The sequence below is a fragment of the Achromobacter sp. RW408 genome, assembly GCF_003184165.1.
GTDB classification, from domain to species: domain Bacteria; phylum Pseudomonadota; class Gammaproteobacteria; order Burkholderiales; family Burkholderiaceae_B; genus Achromobacter; species Achromobacter xylosoxidans.
Genome location: NZ_QHHO01000049.1, coordinates 1,825,498 through 1,841,534, shown reverse-complemented (window position 1 = coordinate 1,841,534; position 16,037 = coordinate 1,825,498). Strand labels below are relative to the sequence as shown.

The following is a 16,037-nucleotide window of genomic DNA, read 5'->3' as shown; positions in this document are numbered from 1 at the left end:
GACTGGCGCCATGGATGAAATCCGAGTGAAAGCAATGACCGATCACACCGCAGACGACTCCGCGCACAGAACGGCGCCGTCCCGCACCAAGCCCGCGGAAGTGCGCCTGGACGAATTGATGGGCGCCGCGCAGGCGCTGTTCCTGGAAAAGGGTGTCGAGGCCACCACCATCAGCGAGATCACCGAGGCGGCTGGCGTGGCCAAGGGCACGTTCTACGTGTACTTCCCGTCCAAGCAGGAAATGCTGGTGGCGCTGGGTGAACGGTATGTGCGGGAGTTCGTCGAGCGGCTCGAACGCGCGGTCGCCGCCTGCGCCGAGGACGACTGGGAGGGGCGGCTGCGCGCCTGGATCCATGCCAATGTGTCGATGTACCTGCGCACCTATCGCGTGCACGATATCGTCTTCACGCATCCGCACCATCATGCGCGCGAGGGTCATACGGAAAACCAGGTGGTCACGCAGCTGCAGGGAATCCTGCGGGCGGGCGCGCAGGCCGGCGCCTGGCGTCTCGACAATCCGCGCATGATGGCGTTGCTGATCTATGCCGGCGTGCATTGCGCGACCGACGATGCGATCCTGTCGCGCCAATCCGATGCCACCGATTTCGCCCGCGGCATCGCCGATGCCTATCTGCGCATGCTGGGCGCGCGGACCGATTCCGAGTAGCCGTCGGCGCCGCGTGAAGCGGAGTTCATGCGGATGACAACAGCGTGGCGTCCAGGTCGCCGGCCTGGACCTGCTGGCGCAATTGCGCGGGCGTGCCCTTGGCGACCAGGCGGCCGTGGTCCAGCACGAGCACGCGGTCGGCCACCTGCAGCGCGGCGGCGGCATCGGTCATGGCGATGACGGCGCGGATGCCCAGCTCGCTTGCCGCATGCTTGAGCAAGGCGGCGATGCGCGCCTGGCACGAGGCGGCCGGCGCGCCTTCGGGTTCGTCCATCAAGATCACGTCCGGCTTGCGGACCAGGGCCAGCGCCAGTAGCAGGCGCTGGCGGGCTGCCGCATCCAGCCGTTCCACCAGCAGGCCGGCGGCGTGCGCCAGGTCGGCTTGCCGCAAGCAGGCGTCGACCGCCTGGATCTCTTCGGTTCCGAGCGCCCAGCGCCCGCCTTGCTTGTGCGCCAAAAGCAAGGCCTCGAACACGCGCAGCGAAGGTACTGTCACGCGTGGCGCCGCTGCCAGGATGATGCGCGCGCCGCTCTCGCCGTCGGCCATGTCGCGCGCCAGCCGGCCCAGCAAGCCCGTCTTGCCGGACGCCGCCGGCCCCAGCACCACGGTGAGCATGCCGATCGGCAACGGGCCGGGGCGCAAGGGGCCCAGCCCGGGCGGTGGCACGGGGCACGGCACGGGCGACGAAGCGGAGTGGGGGAAGGGAGCGATCATGGCGGTAGCGGGGCAAGCGGCGCGCCGATGTCGACGCGCGGTCCGAGACAGACTATAGATAATGACTGACCGCCAGTCAATGATAATGAGAGGTGTTGTCAAACAGCGCGGGGGATGTCACGCCCCTTGCCACCGGCAAGGCCATGTTTGGTATGAGCACGCTCGCGGGCGGCATGCCGTGCAGGCGATCGCGGCACGCAACTTGCGCGGTTTGCGAAACAACGCTATGATTCAAGGCTTGCTTTTTCAAGCGCCCGTAGCTCAGCTGGATAGAGTACCTGGCTACGAACCAGGGGGTCGTAGGTTCGAATCCTGCCGGGCGCGCCACCTCATTTCACGCAGCGCCACTGCACGCTCTTCATTGCACCAGGCAGTGAGTTTGAGACCAGTGGCGGGACCAAGGGTTGATGCAGCGCTGAGACCAGCGGTTGATGCAGCGCTGGGAAAGCACAGCGCGAACAGCATTGCGAAATGCACTGGAAAAGGCCTGGCGGTCACTCGCCAGGCCTTTGTCATTGTGGGCGCGCGGGCGGCTTCGCCGCATGGACCTGACCACCGCCCGGACCCATCTGCCGGCGCAGGCCCTCTTTGAATCCCTGCGCTGGCGGCACGGCGTTACCAGACGCGGTAGGTGCGGCCGGTCTGCGCGCCTTCCACGCTGCGGCTGTAGGCCAGCGCCACGCGTTGCGCCGGCGCGGCTTCGAAGCCGGCGAAGTAAGGGCCGTAGCCCTCCCACGATTCTCGCAGCACGGTCGGACTGACCGAGTTGATGCGCGCGTTGCGCAATTCCACGGCCGCGCCGCGCACAAAGCCGTCGATGGCCGAATTGACGGCCGAGGCGTTGGCGCCGAAGCGGATGGGTTCGTCGCTGACGATGCCGCTGGTCAGCGTGATGGAGCCGCCCTGGTTCAGGTAGTGCTGGCCGATCAGCGCCAGGTCGACCTGGCCCAACAGCTTGTCATGCAGGCCGATCCTGAACTGGTCCGCGGTCATCTCGGCCAGCGGGCCGAAGTGCAGCGTGCCGGCGGTGGAAACGATGGCGTCGACCTTGCCCACGCGCTCGAACAGCTCGCGGATGCTGTCGCTGCGCGTGATGTCGACCTGGTATTGGCCTTGCGTCTTGCCCACGGCGATGATCTCGTGGCGTTGGCCGAGTTCCTGGGCGACGGCGCGGCCGATGGTGCCGCTGGCGCCGATAAGTGCGATTTTCATGGGGATTCCTGGTATGCGGGTTTGGGGGCGCGGACGGGGTGCCGGCGCATGCAAGCATTCTGCGGATTCCATTCCTGTGGAAAAATCCACGAATGGTTGGAACTCTTCATACCCAGGGTGCGTAATTCAATGGATCGTCTGCTCAGCATGGAGATCTTCGTGGCGGTGGTCGAGCTTGGCAGCCTGACCGCCGCGGCCGCGCGCCACGAGATGTCCGCGGCCATGGCGGCCAAGCACATCAAGGGTCTGGAGACGCGGCTGGGACTGCGCCTGATGAACCGCACCACGCGGCGCCAGAGCCTGACCGAGGCGGGGCAGGCGTATTACTCGCGCTGCAAGGCGATCCTGGCCGACATCCGCGAGGCCGAGCAGGGCGCCGAGGCATTGCGAGTCGCGCCGCGCGGCAATCTGCGGATCACGTCCACGGTGTCGTTCGGCTCGTTCGCGCTGGCGCCGGCGATTGCCGACTACCTGAATCTCTACCCCGACGTCAGTGTGGAGCTGGCGTTGAGCGACGCCGTCGAGGACCTGGTCGCGTCCCGCTACGACCTGGCGGTGCGCATTGGCGAGCCGCGTGATTCCGGCCTGGTGGCGCGCCCGATCGGCACCTACCAGATGATCATCTGCGCCGCGCCGGCCTACCTGGCGCGCCATGGCACGCCCGAAGCGCCCGCCGACCTGGCGCGCCATCAGTGCCTGGACTTTTCCTATTGGAGCCGCCGCACCGGCTGGCGCCTGGGCGGGCCGGAAGGCGCGGATGCCGACTTTCCGCCCACCAGCCGTTTCATCGCGAACAACGGGCAGGCGCTCAGGCAGGCGGCGCTGGCCGGATTCGGCATCGTGCTGCAACCCGAGCTGCTGCTGGCCGAGGACGTGCGCGCCGGTCGGCTGGTGCCGATCCTGCAGTCCTATTGGCCGGCGGCGCGACCGGTGACGCTGCTCTATCCGAAAGACAGGCAGGCGCTGCCCAAGCTCACCACGTTCGTGGAGTTCGTCGTGGCGCGCTTCACCGGCGGCGCGAAACGGCGTCAGGGCCCGGCGGGCCGGTGACGCCGTCAGCCGCCGCGCGGGCGGAGGGAAGGACGGTCAGGCGCGTCGTCGGTCCACCGCCGTGAGCGACAGGCCGGTCTTGAGCAGTTGATAGGCCTGTCCGCCCAGCCAGGCGACTTTCTCGCCCGAGCTGGTGCGGCAGACACAGTGGGTCTTGGGGTCGAAGCGTGATGTGCCCAGCGCGGAATAGGCGTCAGGATCCGACACGAATCGCTCGATGCGATACAGCGTGCCGTCCGGGGCCGTGGCCAGTACATCGGTCAATCGTCTTGCGGTTCCGAGCATTTTTGATACCTCCCCATGCGCGGGCCGTTCTTGCGCGGCGCCAAAGTTGTTCGAACATCATTCATTGGCCGAGGCGTTTGCTGCCAGGCGTCAATGAAAATGTCCTCCTAACGATGAATCATCGAGCTGGTCGGGCGATACGCCCAGGGCTTCCGAAATGCGGTCCAGGATGATCTGGCGGGGCCGCGGGCGGGGCCTTTCCAATTCGATGTAGATGGAGTGGTCCACGCCAAGCCGGGCAGCCATATCAGTGGTGCTGATATTGAGGTGCTCACGCCAGGCGCGTATCAGGCTCCAATCGTTGCCGGTTTTTAGACTTGCTACAGCAGATGGTACGACGTTTTCCCGCGCCGCGTGCGGTTGGCGCGCGGTGGCGGGGCGGACGTCCCGCAGGGTGTTGCGGGCCTTCGCATTCTTGCGGGCTTCGGCCATGGGCGGCGCGGCGCCGGATTCGGCGGTGAAGATCGCGCCGCCATTGAGCTGGCGGTAGCGATTTTCGCCGATCCAGGCCAGCGCCTCGCCGTTGTCGAGCATGCATTCGCAATCCAGGTGGTAATTGCTGGGAATGCTCTCGAGCTTGGCGATGGTTTCCGTGGTCGTGGCGTGCCGCACCACGCGATGCAGGACACCGTCTGGCGAGCGTACGAACACGTCGGGAAGTCTCCAGGAAAACGGAATGATGATCTCCATGGCTGCACTGGTTCGCTACCACTGTATCCCTCTGCGTGCGCGATGGAATTTGGGGTTTCCCCTGCATCGCGGACGTTCGTTCATGGTAGTCCCGATCCACTCAAAACATCTTCACAAATCTTCACGTCGCCATCGGCTTTGAATGGCCGCAAGCCCGCAAGATGAGGGATTCGAGGCCAGAGTCGGCGTAATGGTTTTTGTTGTGACGGGCGCTTTGCGGGAGGCATCGGCCGCGCCCCGCGGTCGCGCGATGGCGTGGGGCGCGGCGGGGCTTGCCTGCTGCCTGCATGTGCTGGTGGCCTGCCTGTTGTGGCGGGCCGCCGATGATCGGCGCTCCGCGCCCGGGCGCGGAGACGATTTTTTCGTGACGTTGTTGCCCCCGCCCGCCACCGCGCCGACGGCGCGGCCCACCTACGCCGACGGGCCGCCGCAAGCGGGGCCCGCGGAGCCATCGCCGCCGGCAGCGCGGCCATCCATGCCCGCGCCGCCGGCGGTGGCCGCGCCGGCGCGATCGGACGCTGCCGGCGCGGCGCCGCAAGGGCTGTCGCCGGCAGGCTCCAGGCCGGCGCCGCATGCCGCGCCGGCCGGCGCATCGCCGCGGCAACGGGCGTCACCGCCGCGCGATGCCGGGCCTTCGTCCTCGTCGGCGTCCGCGCCGCCCGCCGCCGCGCCCGCGCATGATTTTCGTTGGCGCGCCGAAGACGCGGCGGCTCTGGGCGCGCCGCGCGCGCGCGGCCAGGCGCGGGTGGACCTGGCGCCCAAGGCGCCGGCCGAACCGTCCGCGCTGGCCAAGGGCATTGCGCAAAGCGCGCGGCCGCCTTGCCGGCAAGCGCATGCACACCTGGGATTGCTTGCGGTCCCGTTCCTGCTGGCCGACACGGTGCGCGACAGCGGCTGCAAATGGTGAGGGGCAAGACCGGGTGAGGGTCAATACAGGGCGAAGGCGGGGCAGGCAACGCCGTGGGCGACGCTCTGCGATACGTGAGAAGAAGACGGCGCGTGGGAGCGCCTTGAGGCCTTCAGAAGCCGGCGGCGGCCAGCAGCCGTGGCAGGACCTGGGCGGCCGCGCCACGCAGATTGAAATCGGCATGCGCGTCCAGCGGCGTGGCCTGCGGATTGACCTGCACCACGGTCGCGCCGGCGCGCGACGCGCGCAGCGGCAGTTCGGCGGCGGGGTAGACCATGGCCGATGTGCCGATGCTCAGGAACAGGTCGCATTGGCTGGCGGCCTCGCGCGCCGCGCGCCAGGCGTCGGCGGGCAGGCTTTCGCCGAACCAGACCACCCCGGGACGTACCGCCGCCCCGCACCGCGCGCAGGCTGGCGGGGCGATGGCGCGGCCGGTTTCCGGTTCGTCGCCGTGGCTCGCCGCTGCGGCCGCGAATTCGGCGGGTTCGCCGCAGGCGGCGCAGCGCGGCGCGTGCAGGCTGCCATGCAGATGGATCACGCCCTGGCTGCCGGCGCGTTCATGCAGATTGTCGACGTTCTGGGTGATCAGCGTCAGCGCGGGCATGCGCCGCGCCAGCGCCGCGATGGCGTGATGGGCCGCGTTCGGTTCGGCGCGCGCCACCTGCGCCCGGCGCCACTCGTACCAGCCCCAGACCAGGTCCGGCTGCGCCGCGAACGCCTCGGGGGTGGCCAGGGCCTGCGCGTCAAAGCGCGACCAGAGGCCGGTCAGGGGATCGCGGAATGTGGCGATGCCGCTTTCGGCCGACACGCCAGCGCCGGTGAAGACGGTCACGCGCGAGGCGCGCGCCAAGGCGTCGGCCAGCGCGGGCGGAATGGGGGGATTGACGATTGCCATGCCGTGCGGCCGGTAATGAGAGAGTCCGCTACGCTGCACGCGCGGGCCCGCGTCTGTCAAGCGCGGCGTGGGAGGCCGCCTGGAGGCGGGGCGGCGGCCATTGCGGCGATCATCCCAAATCATGGATACTGGAAACCCTAATTGGGATGCCAAACCGACCTGCCCCCAACGGGGGCGTGTCCGACCCGGAGATACGCAATGCCCGACGCCCTTGCCGGCCTGGACCGGCTGCGCCATTTCATCGCCACCGCCACCCGCCTGGCCACGCCCGCCGGCCTGGCGCAGTCGCCCGAACTGCAGGCCGCGTTCGCGGCGCTGATCGCGCACGACGACTGGCTGCCCGAAGCCTGTACGGCGCCGCATCCCCAGTACTACCAGCAATACCTGCTGCATTGCGATCCGCTGGAGCGTTTCTCCCTGGTCAGCTTCGTCTGGGGGCCGGGCCAGCAGACGCCGGTGCATGATCACGAGGTCTGGGGCTATGTCGGCATGCTGCGTGGCGCCGAGGTGAACCAGCGCTACGCGCGTGATGCCGATGGCCGGATGGCGCCGCTGGGAGCGCCGCAAACGCTGCGTCCCGGCGACGTCGAATGCCTGTCGCCGCAGGCGGGCGATATCCACCGGGTGTCCAACGCCTTCGACGACAAGGTGTCCATCAGCGTGCACATGTATGGCGGCAATATCGGCGCCGTGTCGCGCCACGTCTATGACCCGGCCACGGGCCAGGCCAAGCCGTTCGTCTCGGGCTATTCGGCGGCCAGCGTGCCGAACCTGTGGGACCGCTCCGCGGCAGTGCGGGCGGCCCTGCCGGCGGGGCCCGCCTGAGGCCTGTTCGCGGCGCGCGGCCCGTGCTATGTTCGCGTCCTAAATAATGGGAAACCCAGAAAATGGACAAGACATTGCTCAAGGGGCTGATGGTGCTGGAGGCGGTCACCGACGTGGACGACCCGCCGCGCACCATCGATGCGCTGGCCGCGCGCGTGGGGCTGACGCGCAGCAACACCCATCGCACACTGCAGACGCTGATCCACGCCGGCTACGTCATCAAGGACGAGGATGGCGGCGGTTATCGCGGCGCGGTGCGCTTGTTCGAGCTCGCCGCGCGGCAGCTCGGCCAGCTGGACCTGCGCAAGCTGGCGGCGCCGTTCATGCGCACGCTGGCCGACCAGACCGGCGAGACCGTGCACCTGTCCGTGCTGGATGGCCTTGATGTGGTCTACGTCGACAAGATCGACAGTCCGCAGCCGATCCGCGCCTATTCGATGGTGGGCGGACGCGCGCCGGCCTACGCGGTGGCCACCGGCAAGGCGCTGCTGGCCTACCAGGCGGACGGATATGTGGAACGCTACGCCGACAAGCTGCTGCGGCATACGCCCGCCACCATCGTGTCGATGCCGTTGTTGAAGGACGAACTGCGCAAGGTGGCGCGCGCGGGTTATGCGGTCAATCGCGGCGAATGGCGGGAAGGCGTGGGCGGGCTGGCCGTGGCCCTGTTCAACAGCCTGGACCAGCCGGTGGCGGCGGTGGGCATTTCCGGACCGCTGGATCGCCTGAGCGCGGCCCGCATGAAGCAGCTGGCGCCGGACGTCGCCGCGTGCGCGCAGGCAATCTCGCGGGGCATGGGTTACCGACGCGGTTTCCTGGGGGAATGACGCTCGGGGCCGGACCGTCAGGGAGATCAAGAAAATCCTATTTAATAGGATTTGAATTTCAATTAATGGTTTACCGGGCATTCTGCCCGGTGCTATGCTGGGCGCCGGATTCGTATAACGAGAGGTCGTCCATGACTCCTGGCTCGGCGTTGGCCGGCATTACCGTGCTCGAGATCTGCAACGTGGCGGCGGGGCCGTTCTGCGGCATGTTGCTGGCGGACATGGGCGCCGATGTGATCAAGCTGGAAAACCCGGAAGGGGGCGACACGCTGCGCAGCTGGCCGCCCTTGAGCCAGGGCTACAGCGAGAACTTCGCCTCGCTCAACCGCAACAAGCGCTCGGTCACGCTGAACCTGAAGGATCCGGCCGACCTGGCGCTGGCGCGCGAGCTGGCCGCCGGCGTGGACGTGCTGATCGAGAACAACCGGCCCGGCGTGATGGATCGCCTGGGATTGGGCTACGCGGCGCTGCGCGAAACCAATCCGCGCCTGGTGTACTGCTCGATCTCGGCCTATGGCCAGTCCGGTCCGCGCGCGCAGGAAGGCGGCTTCGACCTCACCATCCAGGCTATGAGCGGCCTGATGAGCGTTACCGGCGAGGCCGGTGGCGAACCGGTCAAGTGCGGCGTGCCGGTGGCCGACTTCTCGGCCGGCCTGTATGGCGCCTTCGCCATCGTGTCGGCGCTGCGCGCCGCGCAGGCCTGCGGCCAGGGCACGCACATCGACGTGCCGATGCTGGGCGCCACGCTGGGCATCGCGGCGCTGCAGACCTCGGAGTTCTTCGGCAGCGGGCGCGACCCGGTCAAGCTCGGTTCGGCCCACCCGCGCAACGCGCCCTACCAGGCGTTCCGTTGCAAGGACGGCTATTTCGGCATGGCGGCGGGCAACAACGCCTTGTGGAAGGGCGTGTGCGCGACGGTGGGCCGCGAGGACCTGCTGGCCGACCCGCGCTTTACCGACACCAGCGCGCGCGCCCGCAACCAGGACGCGCTGCGCGAGATCCTGGAAGCGATCTTCGCGGACGCTGACGCGCCGACGTGGCTGGCGCGCTTTCGCGCTGCCGGGGTGCCGTGCGCGCCCATCAACACCTATTCCGAAGTGCTGGCGGACCCGCAGGTCGAGCATATGGGCTGGGTGCAACCGCTGGAACTGCCGAACGGCGTGCGCACGCGCACCTTCGGCCTGCCGGTGCGCTTCGATGGCCAGACCACCGCGCTGCGCCGCCCGCCGCCCGCGCTGGGCGAGCACAACGACGCGGTGCTGGGGCCGTTGCGCAACAAGGGGAAGGGCGCATGAGCGCGGCGCTACGGGTCGAGCGGCATGGCTCGGCGCAGGTATTGATGCTGGCGCGGCCCGAGAAGATGAACGCATTGTCTGCCGAGCTGGTCGAGGCCCTGATCGCGGCGGTGGACGCCGCGCCGGCGCAGGGCGCGGACGTCATCGTGCTGCGAGGCGAGGGCCGCAATTTCAGCGCGGGTTTCGATTTCGGCGATTGGGAAGCGCAGAGCGAGGGCGACCTGCTGCTGCGCTTCGTGCGCATCGAGACGCTGTTACAGCGCGTGGCGGCCTCGCCCTGCCTGACGGTGGGGCTGGCGCACGGCCGCAACTTCGGCGCCGGCGTCGACCTGTTCGGCGCCTGCAAGTGGCGCGTCGCCGCGCCGGACGCGAGCTTTCGCATGCCGGGCCTGAAGTTCGGGCTGGTGTTGGGCACGCGCCGCTTTGCCGGCCTGGTGGGCGCCGAGCGCGCCCGCGCCATCCTGGAGCAGGCCAGCGTGTTCGACGCGGCCCAGGCCCACCGCGACGGCTTCGTCAGCCACCTGGCGGCGCCCGACTCGTGGCCCGGGATCGAGCGTCAGGCGGGTGACGCCGCGGGCGCCCTGACCGGCGCCAGCCGCGCGCAGCTGTACGCGGCGCTGTCGGCCGAGCAGCCCGATACGGACCTGGCGCGGCTGGTGCGGTCTGCCGCCGAACCGGGATTGAAGGCGCGGGTGGCGGCCTACCTGCAGGCGCGCTGAGCACGCCGGCCCGGCTCCTTTTAGTGTGAACAGGCCCTGGCGAGGAGACGGCATGGGTTCGGGATTCAATCAGGCACACAAGCAGCGCTCGCTGGCCGAACTGGCCGCGCTGGTGCCGGACGGCGCGTCGATCGCCCTGGGCGGCAGCTTCCTGCACCGGGGGCCGTTCGCCTTCGTGCGCGAACTGGTCCGCCAAGGGCGGCGCAACCTGGAACTGGTCAAACAGTCGCCGGGCTATGACGTCGACATCCTTTGCCGCGCCGGCGCGCTGCGGCGCGTGCGCGCGGGCATCGTGGCGATGGAAGGCAACTTCGGCCTGGCGCCGTGGTACCGCAAGGCCATCGAGCGCGGCGAGGTCGAGCTGGAGGAGCACGCCTGCGCCAGCCTGACGGCGGGCCTGCGGGCCGCCGCCTATGGCGTGCCGTTCCAGCCCTGCGGCGGCCTGCACGGCAGCGACCTGCCGGCGCTGAACGGCTGGCACTGCCTGGACGATCCCTATGGCAGCGGCGAGCGCACCTGGGTGATCCCGGCGGTGCGGCCGGACTTTGCCGTGATCCAGGCCTCGGAAGTGGATGCGCGCGGCAATGTGCGGGTGCACGGCACGGCGCACTGGGACCGCATCATGTCGCGCGCCGCCGGCAGCGTGCTGGTGGTGGCCGAGAAGCGGGTGGACAGCGCCGTGTTCGAGGCGCAGCCCGAAGCCACGCTGGTGCCGTATTTCATGGTGCAGGCGTACACGGTGCTGCCGCGCTCGGCCTGGCCCGGCTCATGCTGGCCGGACTATGCCATCGACTATCCGGCGGTGCAGGCCTACATGGACAAGGACGGCGACCTGGCGGCGCACCTGGCCTCGGCGCCGGAAATGCAGGCCGGGGCGCGGGCGAGCGCGGGAGAGGCGAATGGCTGAGCAATGGTCGGGGTTTTCGTACATCGTCACCAATCTGGCGCGCTTCATCCGGCCCGACGAGATCACCTTCAGCGGCGTGAATTCGACCTTGCCGATGCTGGCCTGCCTGCTGGCCAAGCGCGCCTACGACTGGGATTACGTCTACATTAACGTGGCCGGCGGGGTCGATCCGCGGCCCTCGCATATCCCCTTGTCCAGTTCCGATCCCGCGCTGGCCGAGCACAGCGCGTCGATCTTCGCCAACGAGGATTTCTACGACCTGTGCACGCGCGGCCGCATGGACCTGGCGTTCCTGGGCGCGGCCCAGATCGATGGCGCGGGCCGCGCCAACAATTCCTGCATCGGCGACTGGCACGCGCCCAAGGTGCGCCTGCCCGGAGGGGGCGGCGGCGCGGTGATGACGCCGACGGCGCGGCGTTGCTGCACCTGGCGTACCGAGCATTCGCGCCGGGTGTTCGTCGACAGGCTGGACTTCGTGACCTCGGGCGGCGGATTCGCCGGCGTGGCGACGCCGATCGCGGTGTTCGTCAGGCGCAACGGCCGGCTGGCGCTGCAGTCCTGGCACCCCGAATCCAGCCTGGAGGAAGTGCGCGAGCGCACGGCGTTCGACTTCGACGCGCAGGGCGCCGGCCCGACGCCGCCGCCGACGCAGGCGGAGCGGCGCGCCTTGCGCGAACTGGATGCGGATGGACGCTTCGAGCGCGACGCGGCGGTGACGTTGCGTCCCGACGCGCCCGCCGACAAGGGGGTTGGCGCCCGCTAGCCGCCAGGAGCTAGGAGCCGGCGCGCAGGCGCGCCAGTTCCGCCGAGAGTTCGGCCACCAGCGCCTGGGCGCGCGCCAGCGGATCGTGGCTGTCGGCCGCCGCCTCGACGCCGGCCACGGCCGCGTCGCGCAGGCGCGGCTGCACGCTTTCGTGGCCGACGCTGACGTCGACGTCGAACACCAGCTGTTCGGCGCGATGCCAGGTGCTGAACCATTCCAGCGGCTTGCCATGCTGGTCCATGCCCTGGCCTTCCAGCATCAGCAGCGGCGTGCCGGTGTCGGTCTGCAGCAGCGCGGCCAAGGCGGCATCGGCGGCCACCGCGCGGATCTGGTTGCGGCCGGCGCCGGGATGCAGGCCGAAACGCCGCGTCAGCACGCCATGCAGCGAGGCATCGGCCAGGTCGTCGGCGCGCAGGCCGGGGACGGCGGCGGCGGGCAGCCACGTGCGCACATAGGCCAACGGCGCATCGGCCACGTGTCGCAGCCGTTCCAGCAGCAGCAGGTCGGCGGTGCCGAAGAACTCGATCACGGCCTTGGGCGCTTCGCCCGGCGCCAGGCCCAGCACGCGTGTCTTGAGCGCCACGCCGGACTGCGCGAACTGTTCGTAAAGGCCGGTGGAACGCTGCACCAGGCGGCGATGCTCGCGCGGCGTGGCGACGACCGCGGGCCGTCCCGCCTCGCGCTGGATCAGCCCTTCCGCCGCCAGCGCCGACAAGGCCTGGCGCACCACGCTGCGGGCCACGCCGAAGCGTTCGCACAAGGCGGCTTCGCTGGGCAGCAGCGCGCCGGCGCCGAGCTTGCGGGTGCGGATGTAGCCGCGCAGCAGCGCCGCCACCTGGGCGTGCAGCGGCACGTCGCCGGAACGGTCCAGCGCGGGCAAATCTTCAGCGTTGGCGGGCGCCATGCAATCAACCTCCTGTTTGAGCCCGCGCAGTTTCCCATACATGCGTCCAGCCGGGGGCCAGATGCGCGGCGCGCTCGGCGGCCAGGATCAGACTGTCTTCGCGGGCGATGCCCTGGCCCGCGATGTCGAACGCGGTGCCGTGATCGACCGACACGCGCACCACCGGCAGGCCGACGGTGATGTTAACGCCGTCGTCGCCATAGACGGCCTTGAAGGGGGCGTGGCCCTGGTCGTGGTAACAGGCGATCACGAACTGCCACTTGCCGCGCACCGCCTGCGGGAACAGCGCGTCGGCCGGGATCGGGCCGGCGGCCAGGATGCCGGCGGCGTTGGCCTCGGCCACGGCGGGCGCCAGGATGTCGGCGTCCTCGGTGCCGAAGATGCCGTTTTCGCCGGCGTGCGGGTTCAGGCCCGACACCGCCACCGGGCGGTCGCCGCGGCCCAGGGCCTTGGCGAACGAGCCGGCCAGACGCAGCACCGCGCGCATGCGCGCCGGGGTCAGGTCCGCGATGGCCTGGCGCAGCGACACGTGGGTGGTGGCGTGGAAGATGTAGAGGTCGCCGGCGGACAGCACCAGCGAGAAGGTCTTGACGCCGAATTCGTGCGCCAGCAATTCGGTGTGGCCAGGCCATTTGTGGCCGGCGGCGTGCATGGCGGCCTTGTTGAGCGGGGCGGTGACGATACCGTCGACCTCGCCGGCGCGCGCCAGGGCGCAGGCGGTGGTGACGAATCGCACCGAGCCGTCGCCAGCGTCGGCGCTGATCTCGCCCAGCTTGACGTGGCCCAGCGACGGGCCGGCCTGCAGCACGTCGATGGTGCCGGGCGTGTTGGTGGCGTCGGCGGGGCGTTCGACGCGGCGCACGATGGCGGGATCGCCGCCGAGGCTGCGTACCGCGTTGGCCATCACGTCGACATCGCCGATCACGACCAGGCGCGCCTTCTGGCGCAGTTCGTCATGGCCCATCAGCATCTTGGCCGTGATCTCCGGCCCGATGCCGGCCACGTCGCCGAGGGTGACGGCCAAGAGCGGCAGCTTGGGGGCGGGGGTTTGTGTCATCGCTTGAATCTCCTGTCGCGGATCGCGCGCACGGCGCGAACCAGTACGTCTTCGGCGCCAAAGCCGCCGGCCTTGGTCACCACGGGCAGGCCGTCGGCCGTGCCTCCGGTCAGCGTGCCCAGGGGCACGCCGCCCATCACTTCATCCACCAGGGCGATGCCGCTGGCGCCCAGCGCCAGCAGCACCTGGCGCGCGCCGTCGCCGCCGGTGGCGACCACGCCGGCGGCGCGCGAGGCGCCGATGGCCTGCGCGGCCAGCGTGCCCAGGCGCTGCGCCACGGTGTCGGAATCGAGTCCTTCGCGCTGGCCGGCGGGGGCCAGCAACAGCAGGGTGCCGGCGGCGTCGGCGCCGTCCTGCGCGTGGGCGCGCAGCAGCGGTTCGCACCAGGCGCGCCAGGCGGCGTCATCGGCCAGGTCCGCCAGTTGCGGCGCCCAGGTGCGCGCGCCGGCGGCTTGCAGCGCGGCGGCCTGCGCGCGGGCGGCGCTGTGCTGCGAGGTCACCACCACGACCACAGGGGCGGTCTGGTCGGCGCCGGCCCAGACACGGGCCAGCGGCACCGCCAGGCCGCCGGCGCCCACCGGCAGGGCGCGCGGCCCCAGGATGCCGATGGCGCGGGCCAGGCGTTCCAGGTCGGCGTCGTCGCGGGCGTCGACCACCACCGTGGCGCCGGCCTGCGCGATGCGCGCGGCCAGCGATTCGGGCGATTCACCCGCCTTGGCCGCGACGTGGGCGCAGCCCAGCAGGGTCGGGATATGGCTTTCGGTCACGGGCGTGACCGGGTCGGTGGCGGCCGACGTGGCGGTGACGGGTTGGCCGCCCACCATCAGCACGCCGTCTTCCACGGTGCGGCCGGTGGCGGGGAATGCCGGGCACACCACCGCGATGGCATCCGCGCCCCAGGCCTCGCGCGCCGCGTCGATCTCGGCCTTGAAGGCGCCGCGCAGCGTCGAGTCCACTTTCTTGTACAGGCGCGAGACGCCGGCGGCGCGCAGCCGCTCGACGTTGCGCCGGATCACCGCGCCCGCCTGCGCGGCGGGCAGGGCGCGGCTGTGGGTGGTGACCGCCAGCACGTCGACGTCGTCGGCGGCCGGCGCGGCCAGCGCCTCGTGCGCGCCGTCGATCGACAGGCGGGTGGTCCAGCCGGCCCGCACGAACTGCACGGCGGTGTCGCCGGAGCCGGTCAGGTCGTCGGCGACGATGGCGATGGCGGGATTCAAAGGGCCTCCCCGCGCGCCTCGCGGTAGCCGCCGGCCGCCGCGTCGTCGGCGGCGTCCTCGGACTTGAGTTCACCGGCGCGCTTGAGGAAGTACGAGGCCAGCACCGGCGCCAGGATCGAACTGATCAGCACACAGGCGGCGACCTGCGCGGTGGCGGTCGAGACGTATTGCTGGAAGTTGGGGTCGGCGGCCGCGACCACGGCGGGCGTGGCGATGGCGTTGCCGGCGGTGGTGCCGGCCGCGAAGCCCAGGCCGCTCTTGCCGCCGCGGCGCAGGATCAGGCGATAGCCCAGGTAGACCAGGCCGCCGGTGATCGGGCTGATGATCAGGCCGAGGATCAGGCCGGTGACGCCGCCATTGACGACCGCGCCCAGGTTGATGCCGGTGCCCAGCGCGAAGGCGAAGAACGGGATGACGATGTTGGGCACGGGCTTGAGCACGTCGCGCCATTTGGGATCGAGGTTGCCGACCAGCACGCCCAGCAGGAACGGCACCAGCGCCGCCACCAGGGCGATCATGGGGATGTCGGCCAGGCCCGAGGCGCCCAGGAACAGCAGGCTGAAGAAGGGGCCGTCGTTGACCGCGCTGGCGACGTAGGCGCCACGGTCGCGGGCGTCGCCGTACTGGCCGGTGTAGGCCAGCCACAGGCCGCCGTTGCTGTTGTCGAAGGCGGCCAGCATGGCCAGGATCGACACGCCCAGCACGCCGTCCAGGCCGACGTAGCTGCCCAGGATGATGATAAGGGTGGCCGGAACCAGCGTCTTCATCAGCAGGATGGTGCCGGCGGTGGCCAGGATCGGGCCGCCGGTGCGCGCATTGACGTGGGTGCCGGTGGCGAAGATCAGCAGCGCGATCAGCGGCAGGGCGCTGTTCTTGAACAGGGCGGTGGTGAAGCCGCCGATGGCCAGCGCGTCGGGCGCGAAGGTGCCGAGCAGCGAACCCAGGATCAGCGGTACCAGCATCAGGCCGCCAGGGATTTTCTGCATCGTGCCAAAGAAGGGCGAACGGGTGGTTGCGGTCGTCACAATCGGAGTCTCCAGGGGGATTTTCTCGCGGCGCAGACGTTCATGCGTGCGTCTGTCAGGGGGTTGAAAGCCGCCAG

The 16,037-nt window shown here is 70.1% G+C and carries 18 protein-coding genes and 1 tRNA gene; 10 read left to right on the top strand and 9 right to left on the bottom strand.

All coding sequences use genetic code 11. The features are described from left to right. The first annotated feature begins 34 nt into the window (after positions 1-34). Complete coding sequence (locus DK459_RS27860) at positions 35-667, top strand: TetR/AcrR family transcriptional regulator (protein WP_026385058.1); 633 nt, start codon at positions 35-37, stop codon at positions 665-667. A 25-nt stretch (positions 668-692) separates the two neighbouring features. Here the strand turns inward: DK459_RS27860 and DK459_RS27855 are convergent, their stop codons facing one another. Continuing rightward, entirely contained in the window at positions 693-1,382 is a 690-nt protein-coding gene (locus DK459_RS27855; protein ID WP_006387696.1) for an ABC transporter ATP-binding protein, read from the bottom strand. A gap of 250 nt (positions 1,383-1,632) precedes the next feature. Here DK459_RS27855 and DK459_RS27850 point away from each other — a divergent pair. Then, positions 1,633-1,709 (top strand) — tRNA-Arg (locus DK459_RS27850). A gap of 288 nt (positions 1,710-1,997) precedes the next feature. On the opposite strand, the gene DK459_RS27845 is transcribed toward DK459_RS27850, so the two are convergent. Continuing rightward, a complete protein-coding gene (locus DK459_RS27845) occupies positions 1,998-2,594 on the bottom strand; it encodes a short chain dehydrogenase (protein WP_006387698.1) in 597 nt (198 codons plus the stop codon). A 129-nt stretch (positions 2,595-2,723) separates the two neighbouring features. Here DK459_RS27845 and DK459_RS27840 point away from each other — a divergent pair, with 129 nt between their 5' ends. Beyond that, positions 2,724-3,644 carry a LysR family transcriptional regulator gene (locus tag DK459_RS27840; RefSeq protein ID WP_035183235.1) on the top strand — a complete coding sequence of 307 codons (921 nt, stop codon included), beginning with the start codon at positions 2,724-2,726 and terminating at the stop codon, positions 3,642-3,644. Positions 3,645-3,680: 36 nt separating this feature from the next. Here DK459_RS27840 and DK459_RS27835 read toward each other — a convergent pair whose 3' ends face one another. Next, positions 3,681-3,908 carry a hypothetical protein gene (locus DK459_RS27835; RefSeq protein WP_020928858.1) on the bottom strand — a complete coding sequence of 76 codons (228 nt, stop codon included), beginning with the start codon at positions 3,906-3,908 and terminating at the stop codon, positions 3,681-3,683. A 111-nt stretch (positions 3,909-4,019) separates the two neighbouring features. Next, on the bottom strand, positions 4,020-4,619 hold the full coding sequence (locus DK459_RS27830; protein ID WP_006387701.1) for a helix-turn-helix domain-containing protein: 600 nt from the start codon (positions 4,617-4,619) through the stop codon (positions 4,020-4,022). 142 nt (positions 4,620-4,761) lie between these two features. On the opposite strand from DK459_RS27830, the gene DK459_RS27825 reads away from it, so the two are divergent. After that, on the top strand, positions 4,762-5,526 hold the full coding sequence (locus DK459_RS27825) for a hypothetical protein (protein WP_146221918.1): 765 nt from the start codon (positions 4,762-4,764) through the stop codon (positions 5,524-5,526). Positions 5,527-5,638: 112 nt separating this feature from the next. Here DK459_RS27825 and DK459_RS27820 read toward each other — a convergent pair whose 3' ends face one another. Beyond that, positions 5,639-6,421, bottom strand: a complete 783-nt coding sequence (locus tag DK459_RS27820) for an NAD-dependent deacylase (RefSeq protein WP_070540493.1) — start codon at positions 6,419-6,421, stop codon at positions 5,639-5,641. A 198-nt stretch (positions 6,422-6,619) separates the two neighbouring features. On the opposite strand from DK459_RS27820, the gene DK459_RS27815 reads away from it, so the two are divergent. The 6 genes from DK459_RS27815 to DK459_RS27790 all read left to right on the top strand — a co-directional run bounded on the left by DK459_RS27815 (position 6,620) and on the right by DK459_RS27790 (position 11,757). Further along, entirely contained in the window at positions 6,620-7,246 is a 627-nt protein-coding gene (locus DK459_RS27815; RefSeq protein ID WP_026382000.1) for a cysteine dioxygenase, read from the top strand. A 62-nt stretch (positions 7,247-7,308) separates the two neighbouring features. Next, positions 7,309-8,073 (top strand): IclR family transcriptional regulator, encoded by a 765-nt coding sequence (locus DK459_RS27810; RefSeq protein WP_006387706.1) that lies wholly within the window; start codon positions 7,309-7,311, stop codon positions 8,071-8,073. Positions 8,074-8,204: 131 nt separating this feature from the next. Further along, positions 8,205-9,368 carry a CaiB/BaiF CoA-transferase family protein gene (locus DK459_RS27805; RefSeq protein ID WP_054445647.1) on the top strand — a complete coding sequence of 388 codons (1,164 nt, stop codon included), beginning with the start codon at positions 8,205-8,207 and terminating at the stop codon, positions 9,366-9,368. Continuing rightward, positions 9,365-10,087 carry an enoyl-CoA hydratase/isomerase family protein gene (locus DK459_RS27800; protein ID WP_110135200.1) on the top strand — a complete coding sequence of 241 codons (723 nt, stop codon included), beginning with the start codon at positions 9,365-9,367 and terminating at the stop codon, positions 10,085-10,087. Before DK459_RS27805 ends, DK459_RS27800 begins: the two co-directional genes overlap by 4 nt. A 52-nt stretch (positions 10,088-10,139) precedes the next feature. Continuing rightward, positions 10,140-10,994, top strand: coding sequence for a CoA transferase subunit A (locus tag DK459_RS27795; RefSeq protein WP_026381997.1), 855 nt, complete (start codon positions 10,140-10,142; stop codon positions 10,992-10,994). Continuing rightward, on the top strand, positions 10,987-11,757 hold the full coding sequence (locus DK459_RS27790; RefSeq protein WP_053500637.1) for a CoA-transferase subunit beta: 771 nt from the start codon (positions 10,987-10,989) through the stop codon (positions 11,755-11,757). Before DK459_RS27795 ends, DK459_RS27790 begins: the two co-directional genes overlap by 8 nt. A 10-nt stretch (positions 11,758-11,767) precedes the next feature. On the opposite strand, the gene DK459_RS27785 is transcribed toward DK459_RS27790, so the two are convergent. From DK459_RS27785 to DK459_RS27770, 4 genes are read right to left on the bottom strand one after another with little or no spacing between them, the layout of a single operon-like run. Further along, positions 11,768-12,661, bottom strand: coding sequence for a GntR family transcriptional regulator (locus DK459_RS27785; protein ID WP_024069834.1), 894 nt, complete (start codon positions 12,659-12,661; stop codon positions 11,768-11,770). A gap of 4 nt (positions 12,662-12,665) precedes the next feature. After that, positions 12,666-13,718, bottom strand: a complete 1,053-nt coding sequence (gene pdxA / locus DK459_RS27780) for a 4-hydroxythreonine-4-phosphate dehydrogenase PdxA (protein WP_024069833.1) — start codon at positions 13,716-13,718, stop codon at positions 12,666-12,668. After that, positions 13,715-14,935: a D-threonate kinase gene (gene dtnK / locus DK459_RS27775; RefSeq protein WP_038504134.1), complete on the bottom strand. Its 1,221-nt coding sequence runs from the start codon at positions 14,933-14,935 to the stop codon at positions 13,715-13,717. Before dtnK ends, pdxA begins: the two co-directional genes overlap by 4 nt. After that, positions 14,932-15,960, bottom strand: a complete 1,029-nt coding sequence (locus tag DK459_RS27770; protein WP_020928848.1) for a 2-keto-3-deoxygluconate permease — start codon at positions 15,958-15,960, stop codon at positions 14,932-14,934. The genes dtnK and DK459_RS27770 overlap by 4 nt, the downstream gene beginning before the upstream one ends. Between the last annotated feature and the right edge of the window lie 77 nt (positions 15,961-16,037).

What these genes read in the sequence shown, in the direction of transcription:
- DK459_RS27860 (WP_026385058.1), top strand. Translation starts at nt 35, where the DNA reads ATGACCGATCACACCGCAGACGACTCCGCGCACAGAACGGCGCCGTCC.
- DK459_RS27855 (WP_006387696.1), bottom strand. Translation starts at nt 1,382, where the DNA reads ATGATCGCTCCCTTCCCCCACTCCGCTTCGTCGCCCGTGCCGTGCCCC.
- DK459_RS27845 (WP_006387698.1), bottom strand. Translation starts at nt 2,594, where the DNA reads ATGAAAATCGCACTTATCGGCGCCAGCGGCACCATCGGCCGCGCCGTC.
- DK459_RS27840 (WP_035183235.1), top strand. Translation starts at nt 2,724, where the DNA reads ATGGATCGTCTGCTCAGCATGGAGATCTTCGTGGCGGTGGTCGAGCTT.
- DK459_RS27830 (WP_006387701.1), bottom strand. Translation starts at nt 4,619, where the DNA reads ATGGAGATCATCATTCCGTTTTCCTGGAGACTTCCCGACGTGTTCGTA.
- DK459_RS27825 (WP_146221918.1), top strand. Translation starts at nt 4,762, where the DNA reads ATGGCCGCAAGCCCGCAAGATGAGGGATTCGAGGCCAGAGTCGGCGTA.
- DK459_RS27820 (WP_070540493.1), bottom strand. Translation starts at nt 6,421, where the DNA reads ATGGCAATCGTCAATCCCCCCATTCCGCCCGCGCTGGCCGACGCCTTG.
- DK459_RS27815 (WP_026382000.1), top strand. Translation starts at nt 6,620, where the DNA reads ATGCCCGACGCCCTTGCCGGCCTGGACCGGCTGCGCCATTTCATCGCC.
- DK459_RS27810 (WP_006387706.1), top strand. Translation starts at nt 7,309, where the DNA reads ATGGACAAGACATTGCTCAAGGGGCTGATGGTGCTGGAGGCGGTCACC.
- DK459_RS27805 (WP_054445647.1), top strand. Translation starts at nt 8,205, where the DNA reads ATGACTCCTGGCTCGGCGTTGGCCGGCATTACCGTGCTCGAGATCTGC.
- DK459_RS27800 (WP_110135200.1), top strand. Translation starts at nt 9,365, where the DNA reads ATGAGCGCGGCGCTACGGGTCGAGCGGCATGGCTCGGCGCAGGTATTG.
- DK459_RS27795 (WP_026381997.1), top strand. Translation starts at nt 10,140, where the DNA reads ATGGGTTCGGGATTCAATCAGGCACACAAGCAGCGCTCGCTGGCCGAA.
- DK459_RS27790 (WP_053500637.1), top strand. Translation starts at nt 10,987, where the DNA reads ATGGCTGAGCAATGGTCGGGGTTTTCGTACATCGTCACCAATCTGGCG.
- DK459_RS27785 (WP_024069834.1), bottom strand. Translation starts at nt 12,661, where the DNA reads ATGGCGCCCGCCAACGCTGAAGATTTGCCCGCGCTGGACCGTTCCGGC.
- pdxA (WP_024069833.1), bottom strand. Translation starts at nt 13,718, where the DNA reads ATGACACAAACCCCCGCCCCCAAGCTGCCGCTCTTGGCCGTCACCCTC.